The sequence below is a fragment of the Pseudomonas sp. MBLB4123 genome (assembly GCF_051904775.1).
GTDB classification, from domain to species: domain Bacteria; phylum Pseudomonadota; class Gammaproteobacteria; order Pseudomonadales; family Pseudomonadaceae; genus Aquipseudomonas; species Aquipseudomonas benzenivorans_B.
This window is the reverse complement of sequence record NZ_CP196711.1, coordinates 361,529-378,124: the sequence shown is the minus strand read 5'-3', so window position 1 is coordinate 378,124 and position 16,596 is coordinate 361,529. Positions and strand designations below refer to the sequence as shown.

The 16,596-nt window shown below is 67.0% G+C and carries 13 protein-coding genes and 1 tRNA gene; 6 read left to right on the top strand and 8 right to left on the bottom strand.

What is annotated here, in order from left to right; genetic code table 11:
* Positions 1-254: 254 nt before the first annotated feature.
* Both ACSX1C_RS01860 and ACSX1C_RS01855 read left to right on the top strand, forming a co-directional pair.
* Complete coding sequence (locus ACSX1C_RS01860; protein WP_439887984.1) at positions 255-3,737, top strand: hybrid sensor histidine kinase/response regulator; 3,483 nt, start codon at positions 255-257, stop codon at positions 3,735-3,737.
* A 136-nt stretch (positions 3,738-3,873) separates the two neighbouring features.
* Positions 3,874-5,130, top strand: coding sequence for an MgtC/SapB family protein (locus tag ACSX1C_RS01855; RefSeq protein ID WP_439887983.1), 1,257 nt, complete (start codon positions 3,874-3,876; stop codon positions 5,128-5,130).
* Positions 5,131-5,173: 43 nt separating this feature from the next.
* Here the strand turns inward: ACSX1C_RS01855 and rmuC are convergent, their stop codons facing one another.
* The 4 genes from rmuC to ACSX1C_RS01835 form a co-directional block, all read right to left on the bottom strand.
* Positions 5,174-6,535: a DNA recombination protein RmuC gene (gene rmuC, locus ACSX1C_RS01850; protein WP_439889467.1), complete on the bottom strand. Its 1,362-nt coding sequence runs from the start codon at positions 6,533-6,535 to the stop codon at positions 5,174-5,176.
* Positions 6,536-6,725: 190 nt separating this feature from the next.
* On the bottom strand, positions 6,726-7,133 hold the full coding sequence (locus ACSX1C_RS01845; RefSeq protein ID WP_439887982.1) for a tetratricopeptide repeat protein: 408 nt from the start codon (positions 7,131-7,133) through the stop codon (positions 6,726-6,728).
* A 551-nt stretch (positions 7,134-7,684) separates the two neighbouring features.
* Positions 7,685-8,437, bottom strand: coding sequence for an RES family NAD+ phosphorylase (locus ACSX1C_RS01840; RefSeq protein WP_439887981.1), 753 nt, complete (start codon positions 8,435-8,437; stop codon positions 7,685-7,687).
* A gap of 89 nt (positions 8,438-8,526) precedes the next feature.
* The gene (locus tag ACSX1C_RS01835) at positions 8,527-8,895 is read right to left on the bottom strand and encodes an antitoxin Xre/MbcA/ParS toxin-binding domain-containing protein (protein WP_318642509.1); all 369 of its coding nucleotides are present in this window, start codon (positions 8,893-8,895) and stop codon (positions 8,527-8,529) included.
* Positions 8,896-9,033: 138 nt separating this feature from the next.
* On the opposite strand from ACSX1C_RS01835, the gene ACSX1C_RS01830 reads away from it, so the two are divergent.
* From ACSX1C_RS01830 to ACSX1C_RS01820, 3 genes are read left to right on the top strand one after another with little or no spacing between them, the layout of a single operon-like run.
* Complete coding sequence (locus tag ACSX1C_RS01830) at positions 9,034-11,640, top strand: intermembrane phospholipid transport protein YdbH family protein (RefSeq protein WP_439887980.1); 2,607 nt, start codon at positions 9,034-9,036, stop codon at positions 11,638-11,640.
* A 12-nt stretch (positions 11,641-11,652) separates the two neighbouring features.
* Positions 11,653-11,844, top strand: coding sequence for a YnbE family lipoprotein (locus ACSX1C_RS01825; RefSeq protein WP_318642514.1), 192 nt, complete (start codon positions 11,653-11,655; stop codon positions 11,842-11,844).
* A gap of 11 nt (positions 11,845-11,855) precedes the next feature.
* A complete protein-coding gene (locus tag ACSX1C_RS01820; protein WP_369958983.1) occupies positions 11,856-12,200 on the top strand; it encodes a YdbL family protein in 345 nt (114 codons plus the stop codon).
* 334 nt (positions 12,201-12,534) lie between these two features.
* Here the strand turns inward: ACSX1C_RS01820 and ACSX1C_RS01815 are convergent.
* The 4 genes from ACSX1C_RS01815 to dapA all read right to left on the bottom strand — a co-directional run bounded on the left by ACSX1C_RS01815 (position 12,535) and on the right by dapA (position 15,805).
* A tRNA-Ser gene (locus ACSX1C_RS01815) sits at positions 12,535-12,624 on the bottom strand.
* Between the two features lie 193 nt (positions 12,625-12,817).
* Complete coding sequence (locus tag ACSX1C_RS01810; RefSeq protein WP_439887979.1) at positions 12,818-13,687, bottom strand: phosphoribosylaminoimidazolesuccinocarboxamide synthase; 870 nt, start codon at positions 13,685-13,687, stop codon at positions 12,818-12,820.
* Between the two features lie 103 nt (positions 13,688-13,790).
* A complete protein-coding gene (gene bamC, locus ACSX1C_RS01805; protein WP_439887978.1) occupies positions 13,791-14,909 on the bottom strand; it encodes an outer membrane protein assembly factor BamC in 1,119 nt (372 codons plus the stop codon).
* Positions 14,910-14,926: 17 nt separating this feature from the next.
* Positions 14,927-15,805 (bottom strand): 4-hydroxy-tetrahydrodipicolinate synthase, encoded by an 879-nt coding sequence (gene dapA, locus ACSX1C_RS01800; RefSeq protein WP_439887977.1) that lies wholly within the window; start codon positions 15,803-15,805, stop codon positions 14,927-14,929.
* A 228-nt stretch (positions 15,806-16,033) separates the two neighbouring features.
* Here dapA and ACSX1C_RS01795 point away from each other — a divergent pair, with 228 nt between their 5' ends.
* A complete protein-coding gene (locus ACSX1C_RS01795) occupies positions 16,034-16,591 on the top strand; it encodes a glycine cleavage system protein R (protein WP_439887976.1) in 558 nt (185 codons plus the stop codon).
* Positions 16,592-16,596: the final 5 nt, after the last annotated feature.

Here is a 16,596-nt window from a genome sequence, read left to right as displayed (position 1 = left end):
GAAACGCCCGCCCCCTGCGGGATGAAAGATTGCAACGCGGACATGACGCCCCTCCCTGGCCATTGACCCAAACGCATCACGCTATCAGGGCGATGCCCCGGGCACAAATGCCGGCCGCCATAGCCCTCCAAACCCGGCGCGTGCGACCTTGGTCGCGCCTGACTGCGCCGGGCTTTGCTGCGACACTGTGCGGCCAGAAAGAGTATCGTCTGACTCTGGGCCTGGTCCCCACATCCTTCGTCGCCGGAGCGTGCATGTCGCTGTCCAGCGGGCTGATCGCCACGGTCGCCCTGATCTACATGGCCATCCTGTTCGCCATCGCCTTCTATGGCGACCGCCGCCGCACGCCCCTGCCGCCGCGGATGCGCGCCTGGGTCTACAGCCTGTCGCTGGCGGTGTACTGCACCAGCTGGACCTTCTTCGGCGCGGTCGGCCAGGCCGCCGAGCAGCTCTGGTCGTTCCTGCCGATCTACCTGGGCCCCATCCTGCTGATGCTGCTGGCGCCCTGGGTGCTGCAGAAGATGGTGATGATCAGCAAGGAGGAGAACATCACCTCGATCGCCGACTTCATCGCCGCGCGCTACGGCAAGTCCCAGACCCTGGCGATAGTCGTGGCGCTGATCTGCCTGGTCGGCGTGCTGCCCTATATCGCCCTGCAACTCAAGGGCATCGTCCTCGGCGTCAACCTGTTGATCGGCGCCGGGGCCGACGCCAACGGCATTCGCGCCCAGGACACCGCGCTGCTGGTCTCGCTGATCCTGGCGCTGTTCACCATCCTGTTCGGCACGCGCAACCTGGATGTCACCGAACACCACCGCGGCATGGTGCTGGCGATCGCCTTCGAATCGCTGGTCAAGCTGCTGGCCTTCCTCGCCGTCGGCGCCTTCGTCACCTACGGCCTGTACAACGGCTTCGCCGACCTGTTCCAGCAGGCCCACAGCGCCCCGGAGCTGAGCGGTTTCTGGGCCGAGGCGATGAACTGGCCGGCCATGCTGACGCTGACCGGCATGGCGATGATCGCCATCGTCTGCCTGCCCCGGCAGTTCCATGTCACCGTGGTGGAAAACATCGAACCCAAGGACCTGCGCCTGGCGCGCTGGGTGTTCCCCGCCTATCTGGTGCTGGCGGCACTGTTCGTCGTACCCATCGCCCTGGCCGGGCAGATGCTGTTGCCGGCGGGGGTGACACCGGACTCCTTCGTGATCAGCCTGCCATTGGCCCAGGCCCACCCGGCGTTGGCCCTGCTGGCCTTCATCGGCGGCGCCTCGGCGGCCACCGGCATGGTCATCGTCGCCTCGGTGGCGCTGTCGACCATGATCTCCAACGACATGCTGCTGCCCTGGCTGCTGCACAGAAAGAACGCCGAACGCCCCTTCGAGGCGTTCCGCCACTGGATGCTCACGGCACGCCGGGTGAGCATCGTGCTGATCCTGCTGCTGGCCTACGTCTGCTACCGGCTGCTCGGCGAGGGCGCCAGCCTGGCGACCATCGGCCAGGTGTCCTTCGCCGCCATCGGCCAGCTGGGTCCGGCGATGTTCGGCGCCCTGGTGTGGAAGCAGGCCAATCGCCGCGGGGTGTTCGCCGGCCTGGGGGTCGGCTCGCTGCTGTGGTGCTACACCCTGATCATGCCGCTGGTGGCACGCAGCCTGGGCTGGCCGCTGAGCAGCCTGCCCGGCCTGCAGGCGCTGCTGCACGCCCCCATCGGCTTCGAGGTCGACCCCCTGACCCGCGGCGTGGTGCTGTCGCTGGCCGGCAATTTCCTGCTGTTCGCCGGAGTCTCCTACTTCTCCCGCACCCGGGTCTCCGAGCACTGGCAGGCCGGGCGCTTCATCGGTCACGACTTCGGCGCCAAGCCGAGCAGCCGCAGCCTGCTGGCGGTGCAGGTCGAGGACCTGCTGCTGCTGGCCAGCCGCTTCGTCGGCGAGGAGCGGGCACGGCAGAGCTTCCAGCGCTTCGCCGCGCGTCAAGGCCAGGACTTCGCCGCCGAGCAGCCGGCCAACAGCGAATGGATCGCCCACACCGAACGCCTGCTCGCCGGGGTGCTGGGCGCCTCCTCGACCCGCGCCGTGGTGCGCGCGGCCATCGAGGGGCGGGAGATGCAAGTCGAGGATGTGGTGCGCATCGTCGACGAAGCCAGCGAGGTGCTGCAGTTCAACCGCGCCCTGCTGCAGGGGGCGATCGAGAACATCACCCAGGGCATCAGCGTGGTCGACCAGTCGCTGCGCCTGGTGGCCTGGAACCGCCGCTACCTCGAGCTGTTCGACTACCCCGAAGGCCAGGTCTACGTCGGCCGGCCGATTGCCGAGCTGATCCGTTTCAATGCCCGGCGCGGCCTGCTCGGCGCGGGTGACATAGATATCGAACAGAGCGTCGCCCGGCGCCTGCACTGGATGCGCCAGGGCACGCCGCACACCTACGAACGCACCTTCCCCAACGGCCGGGTGATCGAACTGATCGGCAACCCGATGCCCGGCGGCGGCTTCGTCATGAGCTTCACCGACATCACCGAATTTCGCCAGGCCGAACAGGCCCTCACGGAAGCCAACGAGGGTCTGGAGCAGCGGGTGGCCGAGCGCACCCGCGAACTGTCGCAGCTGAACCAGGCCCTCGGCGAAGCCAAGGCCGTGGCCGAGGCCGCCAACCAGTCCAAGACCCGCTTCCTCGCCGCCGTCAGCCATGACCTGATGCAGCCGCTCAACGCCGCCCGCCTGTTCTCCGCCGCCCTCTCCCACCAAAACGAGGCCCTGCCGCGCGAGACCCGGGAACTGGTGCGCCACCTGGACAGCTCGCTGCGCTCGGCCGAAGACCTGATCAGCGACCTGCTGGACATCTCGCGCCTGGAAAACGGCCGCATCAGCCCGGAGCGCAACGCCTTCGTCCTCGACAGCCTGTTCGACACCCTGGGCGCCGAATTCAGGGTACTGGCCGCCGAGCAAGGCATCGACTTCCGCCTGCGCGGCAGCCGCCTGCGCGTGGACAGCGACTGCAAGCTGCTGCGCCGGGTGCTGCAGAACTTCCTCACCAACGCCTTCCGCTACGCCAAGGGCCGCGTGCTGCTCGGCGTACGCCGCCGGGGCGGGCAGCTGCGCCTGGAGGTCTGGGACCGCGGACCGGGCATCCCGGAGGACAAGCGCAAGGTGATCTTCGAGGAGTTCAAACGCCTGGACAGCCATCAGACCCGCGCCGAGAAGGGCCTGGGCCTGGGCCTGGCGATCGCCGACGGCCTGTGCCGGGTGCTCGAGCACAGGCTGGAAGTACAGTCCTGGCCCGGCAAGGGCAGCGTGTTCAGCGTCAGCGTGCCCCTGGCCCGGTCTGCGGAGGTCAAACCCAAGCCGACCGCCGCCGAGCTCAACGGCCAACTGCTCACCGGCAGTCAGGTGCTGTGCATCGACAACGAGGACAGCATCCTCGCCGGCATGCACAGCCTGCTGTCGCGTTGGGGCTGCCAGGTATGGACCGCGCGCAATCGTCTGGAGTGCGAGCACCTGCTCAGCGAGGACCTGCGCCCCCATGTGGCGCTGGTCGACTACCACCTCGACGAGGGCGAGACCGGCACCGAACTGATGGCCTGGCTACGCACCCGCCTCGGCGAGCCGCTGCCAGGCGTGGTGATCAGCGCCGATGGCCGTCCCGAGCTGATCGATGCCGTGCACGCCGCCGGCCTCGACTACCTGGCCAAACCGGTCAAGCCGGCGGCCTTGCGCGCCTTGCTCAGCCGCCACCTGAGCCTGCGCTGAGGCGAGCAGCGCGGCCTCCCCGCCTGCCGGCTGCCGCCCGGTCGAGGTGCGAGGAGCCGCAACCCTGACCTCCGACAATACCGGACGAGCCCATCTGGCTAGACTGCCTCGATATGCTCCGGCCTGAGACTGCCCCGTGCCCCCAGCCCTCGACACCCTGCTGAATTTCGCCAGCGCTCTGGCAGCCGGCCTGTTGATCGGCGCCGAACGTGGCTGGCAGCAGCGCGATGCCGAGGACGGCCGCTTCGCCGCCGGCATCCGCACCTTTGCGCTCAGTGCCCTGCTCGGCGGTTTCGCCCAGCTGCTGGGCGAGCACCTCGGCGTCATCGCCTGGGCGGTGGTCTTCGCCAGCTTCGCCGCCCTGGTGATCGCCGCCTATTTCGGCGAGCTCAGGCTGCAAGGCGACATGGGCATGACCAGCGAGGTGGCGCTGCTGATCACCTTCCTGCTCGGCAGCCTGGCGGTCGCCGGCCATCCGCCCCTGGCCGCCGCCGGCGCGGTGGCGGTGGCCCTGTTGCTGAGTCTCAAGCGGGTGCTGCACGGTTCGCTGCAGCGGCTCAGGGAGATCGAGCTGTCCGGCGCGCTCAAGCTGCTGTTCATTTCCCTGGTGCTGCTGCCGGCGCTGCCCAATCGACCCTATGGTCCCTGGCAGGTGTTCAATCCCTACATCACCTGGTGGATGGTGGTGCTGATCGCCGGCCTGGGCTTCATCGCCTACATGGCGATGCGCCTGATGGGCACCCGCCAGGGGCTATTGATCACCGCGCTGCTCGGCAGCGTCGTCTCCTCCACGGCGATGACCATCACCCTGGCCCGCCTCGACCGCGACGCCGGGCTGAGGTCCCTGCTGGCCTGCGGGCTGCTGATCACCTCGGCGCTGATGTTTCCCCGGGTCCTGCTGGAAGTCGGCCTGGTCAACGCCCGGTTGCTGCCGCAGCTGCTCTGGCCCTTGAGCGTAGCCGCGCTGGTCTATGCCGGCGGCGCGCTGGCCTATGCCCTGCGCCCGACCAAGCAGCCGACGGAGCCGGCCGCCCCGCCCCTGCAGAACCCCTTCGAACTGGCCCCGGCCCTGCGCTTCGCCGCGTTGCTGGTACTGATCCTGTTCGTCGTCGAAGGGGCCAGGCGTTGGCTCGGCGATGTCGGCGTGTACCTGGTGGCGTTGATCTCCGGCCTCGCCGATGTCGACGCCATTACCCTGTCCCTGGCACGTAGCGCCCACAGCGAACTGGACGAGCAGATCGCGGTGCAGGGCATCTTCCTCGCCGTGCTGAGCAACAGCCTGGTCAAGGGCCTGCTGATCGCCCTGATCGGCGGGCGCGAGCTGGCCCTGCGGACCCTGCCGGTGATGGCGGCCGGCCTGCTCGCCGGGCTCGGGGTGTTGTGGCTGGCTTGAGCCGCCCGCCGCCGGCATCCGGGGCGCAATCGACCTGCGCGCCCTATTCGCCCGCCTCGTCCAGCAGCGGCACAGCGGCGGCCTGCTCGAGCAGCTCGGCCGGCAGGCTCTTGCTGGCCCTGGCACCGAGCAGCTTGAGGTTCTCCACCCGGCTGATGATGTTGCCGCGCCCTTCGCACAGCTTGTTGCGCGCCGCCGCGTAGGCCTTGTCCAGCTGCTGCAGGCGCCCGCCCATCTCGTCCAGGTCCTGGATGAAGGCAACGAACTTGTCGTACAGGGCCCCGGCACGCTCGGCGATCTCGCGGGCGTTCTGGCTCTGCCGCTCCTGGCGCCAGAGGCTGTCGATCACCCGCAGGGTGGCCAGCAGGGTGGTCGGGCTGACGATCACGATGTGCTGCTCGAAAGCCTCCTGGAACAGCCCGGGATCGGCCTGCAGGGCGGCGGCGAAGGCCGCCTCGATCGGCACGAAGAGCAGGACGAAGTCCAGGCTGTGCAGGCCCTCCAGGCGCTGGTAATCCTTGCGCGACAGCCCCTTGAGGTGACCGCGCAGCGACTGCACATGCAGCTTCAGGGCCTGCTGGCGGGCCGCCTCGTCCTCGGCGGCGACGAACTGCTGGTAGGCGCTCAGGCTGACCTTGGCGTCCACCACCACCTGCTTGTCGCCGGGCAGCTGGATCAGCACGTCCGGCTGGAAACGCTCGCCCTCGACGCTCTTCAGGCTGACCTGGGTCTGGTATTCGCGGCCCTTCTCCAGGCCGGCATGCTCCAGCACCCGCTCCAACACCAGCTCGCCCCAGTTGCCCTGGGTCTTCTGCCCCTTCAGGGCCCGGCTCAGGCTCAGCGCCTCGTCGCCCAGGCGCTGGTTGAGCTGCTGCAGACGCTCCAGCTCCTTGCCCAGGGAGAAACGCTCGCGCGCCTCCTGCTGGTAGCTTTCTTCCACACGCTTTTCGAAGGCCTGGATGCGCTCCTTGAGCGGGTCGAGCAGCTGGCCGAGGCGCTGCTGGCTGGTCTCGGCAAACCGCTGCTCGCGCTCGTCGAAGATCTTTCCGGCCAGCTCGGCAAACTGCGCCCGCAACTCGTCACGCGAACCTTGCAGATCCGCCAGGCGCTGCTGGTGGCTCTCCTGCTGTTCGCGCAGCTCGGCGCTCAAGGCGGCCTTCTCGGCACCCAGGCGACGCAGTTCGGCCTCCTGCTCCTCGCGCTGCGCCTGCCAGGCCTGGGCCGCCTCGCGGGCGACCTGCCGCTCGTGCTGCAGCAGCTCGGCCTCACGGCGCAAGGCGGCCAGCTCGGCCTGCTGATCGGCCTTGATCTCGCCGATCTCGGCGCTCTCCTGGCGGCAGGCATCGAGCTGGGCGCTCAAACCAGCCTGGGCCAACTGTGCGCCATTGAGACGTTCCTGCAGCAGGCTGCTCGTCAGGCGCGCCTCGCCGGCGCGGCGCTGCAGCGACCAGGCCAGCGCCAGCAAGGGCACGGCGGCAGTCGCCATGCCGAGCAGCAGGGCCGGCAGCATTGAGGGCAGATCGATGGGCATAGACGGCTCCGAGCAAGACTGCCGGGCAGTATAACCAGCCGTACCTTGGGCGGTCAGGCGCGGATCAGAGGCCGTTCAACAGGCGCCTGGCTTCATGGGAGCCCTGCGTCGCGGCCAGCTCCAGCCAGTGCCGGGCCTGCTGCGGCTCGTGATTGCGCGGCAGACTATAGAACCGGCCCAGCTCCAGTTGCGCCCGGCGATCTCCGGCACGCGCCGCCTGGCGCAACAGCTCCAGGCCGATGCGGCGGTCGCGGGTGTTGCCGCAATCCCGACAGAGCATCTGCCCCAGGCGGCTCTGCGCCTGCACCACGCCCTCGCGGGCCGGCTGCTTGAGCAGATGCCCGGCGAAACGCTTGACGCTGCGGGCATGGCCCAGACGGGGGTTGTCCAGCAGCCACAGGGCGACACGCAGCGGCAAGCGCGGACGGGGGGAAGGGGTTTCGACGGGCAAGCGAGGCAGAGCGCGGGACATAAGGGAACAGCGGCGGTGGCAGCGGGAAAGGCGCGCACTCTACTCTTTTTTAGCGCGAGGTAAAGTCTTGCCAAGCACCCACTCCGACGTTCTAGAGCCGCTGCCGCCGACAATCCACAGAACCTGTGGATAACTCAGTGGACAACATGGGCGCAAGCGCCCCTATCGCCTATGGCATAAGGCCTCGAGTCAAACTGACGATTTTTTCACCAAGCCAAAAAAATCATATTTTTCATTGACTTATGAAATCACTACGAAGAATCAAGGGTTTACATCGAACATTAATTCTGGCTTGACAAGAGGCTGCGCCATTGTGCACAAGTCTTGCGCCGAGGGCCGTGGATGCCCCGTTTCAGAGCGTTTCCGGGGCAAGATTGCTCTGCGCGCAGGCGCCCGGAGGAGCGCGCTCACCCACGGCCTGGAGCCGCTGTCGCGCCCGATCCACGGCCCCATGGCCCCTGCAATAGACGAGGGCTCAGCTGCACGAACGACAGCCTCTGCGATAAATAGCCGCAGGCCTGCGCCAAGCCGGTGCACGGCACGCCATGCCCTCAGGCCGGCAGGGGCAAGCGGCCGTCGATCAGGTAGTCCGTCAGCTGGAACAGCCGCGGCGTGTCGGGCGCCTGAGCACTCTTGAAGGCCACATAGGCGGCCGTGGTTTCGCACAGCCAGGGCAACAGGTTGCGCGGACGCTTCTCCGCCAGCGCCTGAGGGCTGTACAGCGCGACGTTACTGCCGCCGAGGGGGCAGCGTGCCGAGCGGTACTCGAAAGCCGCGACCCCGGCCGCGCGCATGCTCGCGCCCAAGGCCTGGCAGTGTCGATAGTCGCTCGGATGACACAGCTCGGGCTGGAACTGGCTGAACGGTGTTCGCTGCAAGCGTATGCCGCGCTCGGCCTGATAACGCGCCTCGAACGAGGAATGCTCGGACAGCACGCGCCCACTGGGCGGAGCGCTGGCCATGCCGTCCCACAGCACGAAGCGGTAGTAGGCCGCCTCCGCCATCGCCGTTTCCAGGCGCAGCGCCGCATAGAACAGACTGGGTTCCCGGCGCGTGCCGAAGCGCGAGCCCCAGCGCAAGGGCGGATAGCGGAAGGGGGTTTTCAGCAGGTAATGCAGGGGCTCGACCTCCTGCGGCAACGGCGGCTTGCTGGTTTCCAGCAGCGCCTCGAGCAGCGCCTGCTCGGCCAGGGTATCCACCAGTTGCACAGTGGCGACCTGTTCCTGACTCTCGACCAATCGCACCAGCCGTCCCCTCAGGGGGGCGATCTGCTCGGTCCCGCGGCACTCATGCCAGATGTCCATGGCGGCTCTTCCTTATTCTTGGTTATCTGCGGCCCAGCGAGTCCGTTGCCGCAGCGAAGCCCGGCCGTATGGGAGGCGCCACCCTCGAGTCAGACTTTGCCGCGAATCGCGTCCAGATACTCCACCACGTGCACCAACCCCTGCACCCGCCCCATCAACTCCAGCGGCACGCCGGCCAGGTGACGGTTGTCGGTACGCAGGAAATGCCGCATATCCTGCAGATTGCCGCCAAACAGGGCGAACAGGGCGCGATAAACGCGGATCAACAAGAGCGCCAACTCGCCGCTCTTGCTTTGCGGACGCAGGCCCGTGTCTGCCCAACGGCTGATCGCCGTGCGGTGCACGCCGACGATGTCGGCCAATTCCTGCTGCGTCAGCCCCAGCTGCTCACGGGTATTGAGCAGGGCCTTGGCCAACACCGCATCGGCGTCGGCAACCGGTCGAACTAGTGCGCTCATGATCCACCGCCTCATCGCCTGTTTGCATCAATCCTACTACTATATGATGCAAAATCACAAATGAGACCACGGCAGGATTGGCAGCCCGGAGCCCATGGGTTAACGTCCGGGAACCATTCCCGCCACGGACCCAGCCCAATGCCCAGCCGGCGCCTCTGGCTGCGACTCACCTGCCTGCCGCTAGTCCTGGCGCTGCTCGGCGGCTACGGCTATGCCAGCTGGATGCAGCTGCTCGAACGCCACCACATCCAACGACTCGACTGGCGAGGCCCCAGCCTGAGTCAGGACGGTCTGCACCTGGCCCACCTCGACCTGCATCAACAGGGACCGGCAGGCGAGCTGCGCATGCAAGCCGAGCACATACGCCTGGGTTGGCAAGAGTTCGGCAGCGCCGCCCCCTTCTGGCAGCAGATCGAGGTCAGCCGGCTGGCCCTGGATTGGCGGCCCGGGCCCCAGCCCCCAGCCTCCGCCGAGCCGTCGCTGGATCTGCAGCGGCTCGCCAACGCCCTGCCCCTGGTGCCGCACAGCCTGCGGGTCGACCAGCTCACCGCCGAACTGCCCTGCGCCAAGGGCCGCTGCACCCTGCGCGGCGAAGCGTTGCAACTCGGCCGCTCCCAGACGCTGCTGAACCTGCAGCTCACCCTCCTCGATGCCGGCAACCGCCTGGCCTGGCGCACACAGCTGCGCAGCGAAGCCGATGCCCTGGAGGCACGGCTGGCACTGGCAATAAACAGCCGCCCCCAACTGGAGCTGCGCAGCAGCCTACAAGACGATGCCGATGGCATGCTCTGGCGCGGAGAACTGTCGGCCCCAACACTCGGCGAAGCCGCCGCATTGCGCGACTGGCTCGACGACTGGATCTTTACTCCAGGCACCCAGCCCCCCGAGACGCCGCGCAACGCAGCATTATCGGCAAGCTGGCAGCTGCAGCTGCAGCTGACGCCCGGCGCGCCGAACCTCAAACACCTGCGCCAGGCCAGCGGCCACCTGGAGGCCAGCGGCACACTCCCCGAACCCTGGCCCATCCCCGGCATCGGCCAGCTACAGGGCGACTTCAGCCTGGCGCTGCGCAGCCGCCAAGGCCAATGGCTCGCCGAGCAGCTGACCGCCGAGCTGACCCTGCAGCAACCATTCAACGACTGGCAACGCGATCTACCCCAGGCCTTGCGCAGCGACTCGCTTCAACTGCGCATCGCCGCCAGCCCAGACTCGGGCGAGCTGCCGGACACTCTCGCCGGGCGTGCCCTGCCCCTGACCATCGACCTGCGCGGCAAGGGGCCGACCCCATTCGAGCTGCGCGGCAGACTGGCACTGGCCAACGCGCCGCCCTGGGCACTGCAGCTCTCAGAGGCTCAATTCGCAACCAGCAGCCCGAACCTGTCCCTGGGCGACTGGACGGCGCACCAGGTGGCGGCCACGCTGCATTTCGCCGCCTATCTGGATAGGCAGCGGCTGAGCCTGGACCTGGGGCCGGAGTCCCTACTACGCGTCGCTACACTGAGCGGCCCCGATCTGCGCCTGGAGCGCTTAAGCGCCGACCTGAGCGACCTGCAGCTGAATGCACAACTGTCGGACGACGCCATACGGGACTGGCGCCTGGAGGGAACCAGTACGCTGACCGCCCGGCGCCTCAGCCATGCCGCACTGCACCCCCAGGGCTGGCGCTGGGAAGGCCGGCTGAAAGCGACCGAGGAGCGACTCGAACTCGACGGCCAGGTAGCGGCGGATGTCGGCCTCAGGCTGCCCCTCCAGCTGCGATACGACGATGCCCGCGGCCTGCACGCCCACGCCCGGTTGCCGGAGCTGTTCCTGCGCGCCGGCAATCCCCTGGCCAAGACCCTGGAGGCCTGGCCGGCGCTACTCGAGTTGAACAAGGGCCGACTGAGCGCTACGGCCAGCTTGACTCAGCGCCCCGGCCACGACTCGCCCCTCGTTCGGCTCGAGCTGACCGGCAAGGGCCTCTCCGGCCTCTATGACCGAACCGCCCTCAGCGGCCTGGATGCTCACGCCCAGGTTCGGCTCGATCACGGCGAGCTGAGCGTGGAACTGGCCGAACTGCGCCTGGCCGAGGCGGACCCAGGCATCCCCCTCGGCCCGCTGCTGCTGCGCGGCCACTACCGCGCGCCTATCACCCAAGTGAAGCAAGGCACCCTGCAGCTGCGCCGGGCCGAGAGCGGCCTGCTCGGCGGCAACGTCCGACTGCTGCCAGGACAATGGAACCTGAGTCAGGACAGCCTGCTGCTGCCTCTGGAACTGCGCGGCCTGCGCCTGGAGCGACTGTTTACCCTCTACCCGGCCGAGGGCCTGGCCGGCAGCGGAGTGCTCGACGGCCAACTGCCGCTGCGCCTCGGCCCGTCCGGCATCCAGATCTCCCGGGGCCAATTGGCCGCGCGCGCGCCCGGCGGTCACCTGCAGTTACGCTCGGAGCGCATGCAGGCGCTGGGCCGCAGCAACCCCGCCATGCAGCTGGTCACCCAGTCCCTGGAGGATTTCCGCTTCACCACCCTACACAGCCGGGTCGACTATGATCCCCAAGGCAAACTGCTCCTGACCATGCGCCTGGAGGGGCAGAACCCGGCGATCGAACAAGGCCGGCCGATACACTTCAACATCAACCTGGAGGAAGACCTCCCCACCCTCTTGGCCAGCCTGCAATTGACCGATAAGGTGAACGAAATAATCAGGCGGAGGGTGCAGCAGCGCATGCTGGAACGCCGCGCCGCAAACGCTCCGAAAGAGCCTTAAGGAGAACACGCCATGCGCTTGCAGCGCTGTTTTGCCGTCCTGTTCATGGGCCTGCTGAGCGCAGCCTGTACCCCGACGGTGCAGCTGGCGATGCCCACCGAGCCAATCAACATCAACCTCAACGTGAAGATCGAACACGAAATCTACATCAAGGTGGACAAGGCCCTGGACGACATGTTCAGCGAGTCCAGCGGACTGTTTTGAGGAGCACTGCCATGACCCTGCCTAGACGCATCGCCAGCCTGCTACTGCTGCTCAGCCTGAGCCTGCCGGCCCTGGCCCTTAACCTCAACGAAGCCATGTCCGCCCTCGGCCCCGCCAAGGCCAGCGGCCAGCTCGGCGAGATGCCCAACGGCTATCTCGGCGTGGTGCAACCAGGCGGCCAGGCCGCGGAAATCGCCCGCCTGATCAACCAGGCCCGACGCGCCGAATACCAGAAACTGGCCAACGAGAACGGCATCAAGCTCAGTGACGTAGAAGCCATAGCCGGCCAGAAGGCCATAGAGAAAACCCCGCCTGGTCAGTACATCCAATGGCAGGGTAGCTGGCGACGCAAATAACCGCTGTCCACCCAGGGCCCGATCCTCAGAAGGCTTGAGGCTGTCCCTCGTTGGGCGCTCATGGAGCCGTCCACCACCTGGCAACGCAGCGGCGGAGGGCTCGTAACAGAACCTCGGCCCACTGCACCAACAGAGCCGACAGAGCCGACAGAGCCGACAGAGGACGATAGCCCCCCTGAGCATGGAAAGCTCTCCGCAGAAGCCCAAGCTAGCCTGTGCCGGCGCACGCCTTGGAATGAGCCGTCTGCCGGATACACCCTCGAGAACGCCACGCCCCAGAAACACGAAAGCCCCTGATTTCTCTAGGAAATGCAGGGGCTTTCGTCTTGCGATATGGCGGGAAGATAGGGATTTGAACCCTAGGTACCATCGCTGATACAACGGATTTCGAATCCGTCCCGTTCGGCCACTCCGGCATCTTCCCATGGCGGCGCGCATGATAACAGCACATGCGCCTTTGGCGAAGCCCACTGAGCGATTTTTTCACACAGTTTCAGATGCTTGCGAAGTCTAGTCGACCTGACTGGCGCAAAACACGGCGAACGGAAGCGGAAGCAACCGGCCGGCAAAAGAAAAGAGGCGCCCAGGCGCCTCTTTCATGTGCGAAGCACGGCCGCTCATGCGGTCAGACGGGTCAAGGCCTCGCGGTACTTGTCGGCGGTCTTCTGGGCCACCTCGGCCGGTACGGGCGGTGCCGGCGGCTGCTTGTTCCAGCCGGTGGACTCCAGCCAGTCGCGCACGAACTGCTTGTCGAAGCTCGGCGGATTCCGTCCTTCCTCGTAGCTGTCGGCCGGCCAGAAGCGGCTGGAGTCGGGGGTCAGCACCTCGTCCATCAGGGTCAGGGTGCCGTCCTGGTCCAGGCCGAACTCGAACTTGGTATCGGCGATGATGATGCCGCGGGTCGCGGCATACTCGACGGCGGCGCTGTACAGGGCGATGGCGGTGTCACGCACCCGGGCGGCGAGATCGGCGCCGATGATCGCCTCGCACTGTTCGAAGGAGATGTTCTCGTCGTGGTCGCCGACCGCGGCCTTGGTCGAAGGCGTGAAGATTGGCTGCGGCAGCTTGGCCGCCTCGCGCAGGCCGGTCGGCAGTTGGATGCCGCAGACGGTGCCGCTGTGCTGGTATTCCTTCCAACCCGAACCGACGATGTAGCCTCGCACAATCGCTTCGACCGCGACCGGCTTGAGCCGCTTGGCGACTACTGCGCGCCCCTCCACCAGTGGCAACTCGGCGGCCGGCACCACGTCCTCGACCCTGTCGCCGGTGAAGTGATTGGGCACCATGTCGGCCAACTTGTCGAACCAGAAGTTGGAGATCGCGGTGAGGATCTTGCCCTTGTCCGGGATCGGCTCGGCGAGAATCACGTCGAACGCCGAGAGCCGGTCGGTGGCCACCATCAGCATGCGCTGGTCATCGATTTCGTAGAGATCGCGGACTTTGCCCGAGTAGATCTTCTTCAGGCTCAGGGTCGCAGGAGTGGTCATATCGGAGTTTCCGCCTTTAGCAAACGAAACAGGCGAAACCCGTGGGTTTCGCCTATTGGCTTTCGGCCGCGCCGCACCTGCGGCCGGCCCAGTGGCTCGGGGTCTAGCCGAGGTTTTCCTGGATCAGCGCCAGTACCCGCCGCGCGACATCGGCCGGTGCCAGGGTGTTGAGGTCCTTCTCCACGGTGACCTGGACACTGTCGCCGACCGGGCTCAGGCGTACCTGATAGCGCTCGGCGCGGGCCTCGATTTCTTCCTTGTCCGGCTCGCCACCAAACAGCGAACCGAAGAAGCCTGGCTTTTCGTCCGGCTTCTTCGCGCCCTCGGCCAGGTTGATGTAGTACACGCCGAGGCTGCGATTGAGGTCGTCGATACGCACATCGGCCAGCTCCAGGGAGCGACCGACGCCGGACCAGGCGCGATCGAAGTCGGCGCCGAGGTTCAGCACCGGGTTGCCGTTGCCGTCTTCCGACAGGCTGACTCGGCTCGGCGCATCGAAGTCGCGCGCCGCCAGCAGCGATACCGAACCGCCCTGCTCGGCGCTGCGCGCCAGGCTCGCCAGCATTTCGTCGAGTAGCGCACCATCCAGGCCCGGGTTGGCGCTGCGACTGGTGAAGGCCACGTCGGCGCCGCTACCTGCCGGGCGCTCGGCACTGACCACGAAAATCTCACTGGTATTGCGCTGCACGCCCGGCTCGATGCGGACCCGTACACGGGTCTCGGCGCCTGCCGCCGAACCGGAGAGGCGATTGCTCAGGCGGCGAGCCAGAGCACCGTTCAACTCATCGACGCGCTGCCAATCGGTGCTGAACTCACCGGTCTGCGGACGCTCTTCGGCGATGCGAAAGCCGTTGTCGGCGAAGAACTGGCGAGCCACCGGCCAGACTTCCGCCGGCACGCGCTGAGCCACCAGCCAGCGCGACTCGCCGCTCTTCTGCAGGCTGTACTCGCTGATCTCGCCACGCACGGCCAGGGACTGCGGCCGCGGCACCTCGAACTCGCCCTGCGCCGTGCTGCTCGCCACCTGCTGCGGCACCGGCAACAAAGGATCGAGGCGCTTGGCCTCGACATTCGCCGGCAACTGCATGGGCGCGGTTTGCCGCGCCGCGAGGTAGTCGCTGCCACGATCGCGGAAATAACCATCTTCGCCCCACAACCAGCCACAACCGCTGGTGCTGGAGACGATCAGGGCAAGTGCAGAGAGTCCGGCCAGTCGCTTCATGCGTAGTATTTCCTCGATTAAACCAGTACGCCGGACTGGCGCAGGGCCTGCCGCAGCGTTTCATGACAGCGCGGACTGAGCCAGGTCAGCGGCAGGCGGATGCCTTCCGGCATCATGCCCATCTCGTGCAGGGCCCACTTCACCGGAATCGGGTTGGACTCGATGAACAGGGCCTTGTGCAGCGGCATCAGGCGGTCGTTGATGGTGCGCGCCAGCGCCGCATCGCCGCGCATGGCCGCCGCGCACAGGTCGCTCATGGCGCGCGGCGCGACGTTGGCGGTCACCGAGATGTTGCCCTTGCCGCCCATCAGCATCAGCTCGACCGCGGTGGCGTCGTCGCCGGAGTAGACCAGGAAGTCCTTGCTCACCCGGTCCAGCACTTCCTGGCCGCGCTGCAGATCGCCGGTGGCTTCCTTGATGCCGATGATGTTGTCGATCTTCGCCAGGCGCTCGACGGTCTCCGGCAGCATGTCGCAGGCGGTGCGCCCCGGCACGTTGTAGAGGATCTGCGGAATCGCCACGGCCTCGGCGATGTGACGAAAATGCTGGTACAGGCCTTCCTGGGTCGGCTTGTTGTAGTAAGGGGTCACCAGCAGGCAGGCGTCGGCGCCGACGTCCTTGGCCGCGCGGGTCAGCTCGACCGACTCGCGGGTGGAGTTGCCGCCGGTGCCGGCGATCACCGGGATGCGCCCGGCGACCTGGTCCACCACACGGCGGATCGCCTCGATATGCTCGGTCACTTCCAGCGTCGCGGACTCACCCGTGGTGCCGACCGCGACGATGGCGTTGGTGCCTTCTTGCAGGTGGAAATCCACAAGTTTGCTCAGGCTGTCCCAATCGAGATTGCCCTGTGCATCCATGGGCGTGACCAGTGCCACCATACTGCCCGCAATCATGCAACCGCTCCTGCTGGAAAAAGAGAGCCGTAATGGTACTGGCGCCACCTGCCTTGCACAAGCGAAGGACAAGGCCGGGCGGCAAGCGACCGCTCGGCGCAGACCACGGAAATTCCATGCCTCGCCCAAGCCCCGAGCATTCCCCTGGGCGGCGCTTTTCGCTACCCTTCCGGCTTTGTCCGGCACCGCGTCTGCGGCGCCGAGCGCTCATCGTTTTAGGAAGGCTGCATGTCCACCCCCCCAGTTCGCGAACAATTTCTCGTCATCAGTGCACTCGGCCCCAACGCCATGGAGCTGACCAACGTGCTGTGCCGCGCCAGCCATGAGAGCCGCTGCGCCGTGGTCAGCACCCGCCTGAGCCGCCACGGCGAGTTCAGCGCCCTGGTCCTGCAGGTCTCCGGCAACTGGGACGCCCTCGCGCGCCTGGAGTCGAGCCTGCCCGCGCTGGCCAAGAAGCACGCCTTCTCGGTCAACCTGATCCGCAGCGGCGCCGCGGACAATCGCCCCCAGGCCCTGCCCTATGTGGCCTATGTCAGTTCGGTGTACCGTCCGGACATCCTCAACGAGCTGTGCCAGTTCTTCATCGATCACCACGTCGAGCTGGAAAACCTCACCTGCGACACCTACCAGGCACCGCAGACCGGCGGCACCATGCTCAATGCCACTCTGACCGTGACCCTGCCGGCCGGCACCCAGATCAGCTGGCTGCGCGACCAGTTCCTCGACTTCGCCGACGCCCTGAACCTCGACGCCCTGATCGAACCCTGGCGCCCGCAGAATCCATAAGGAGC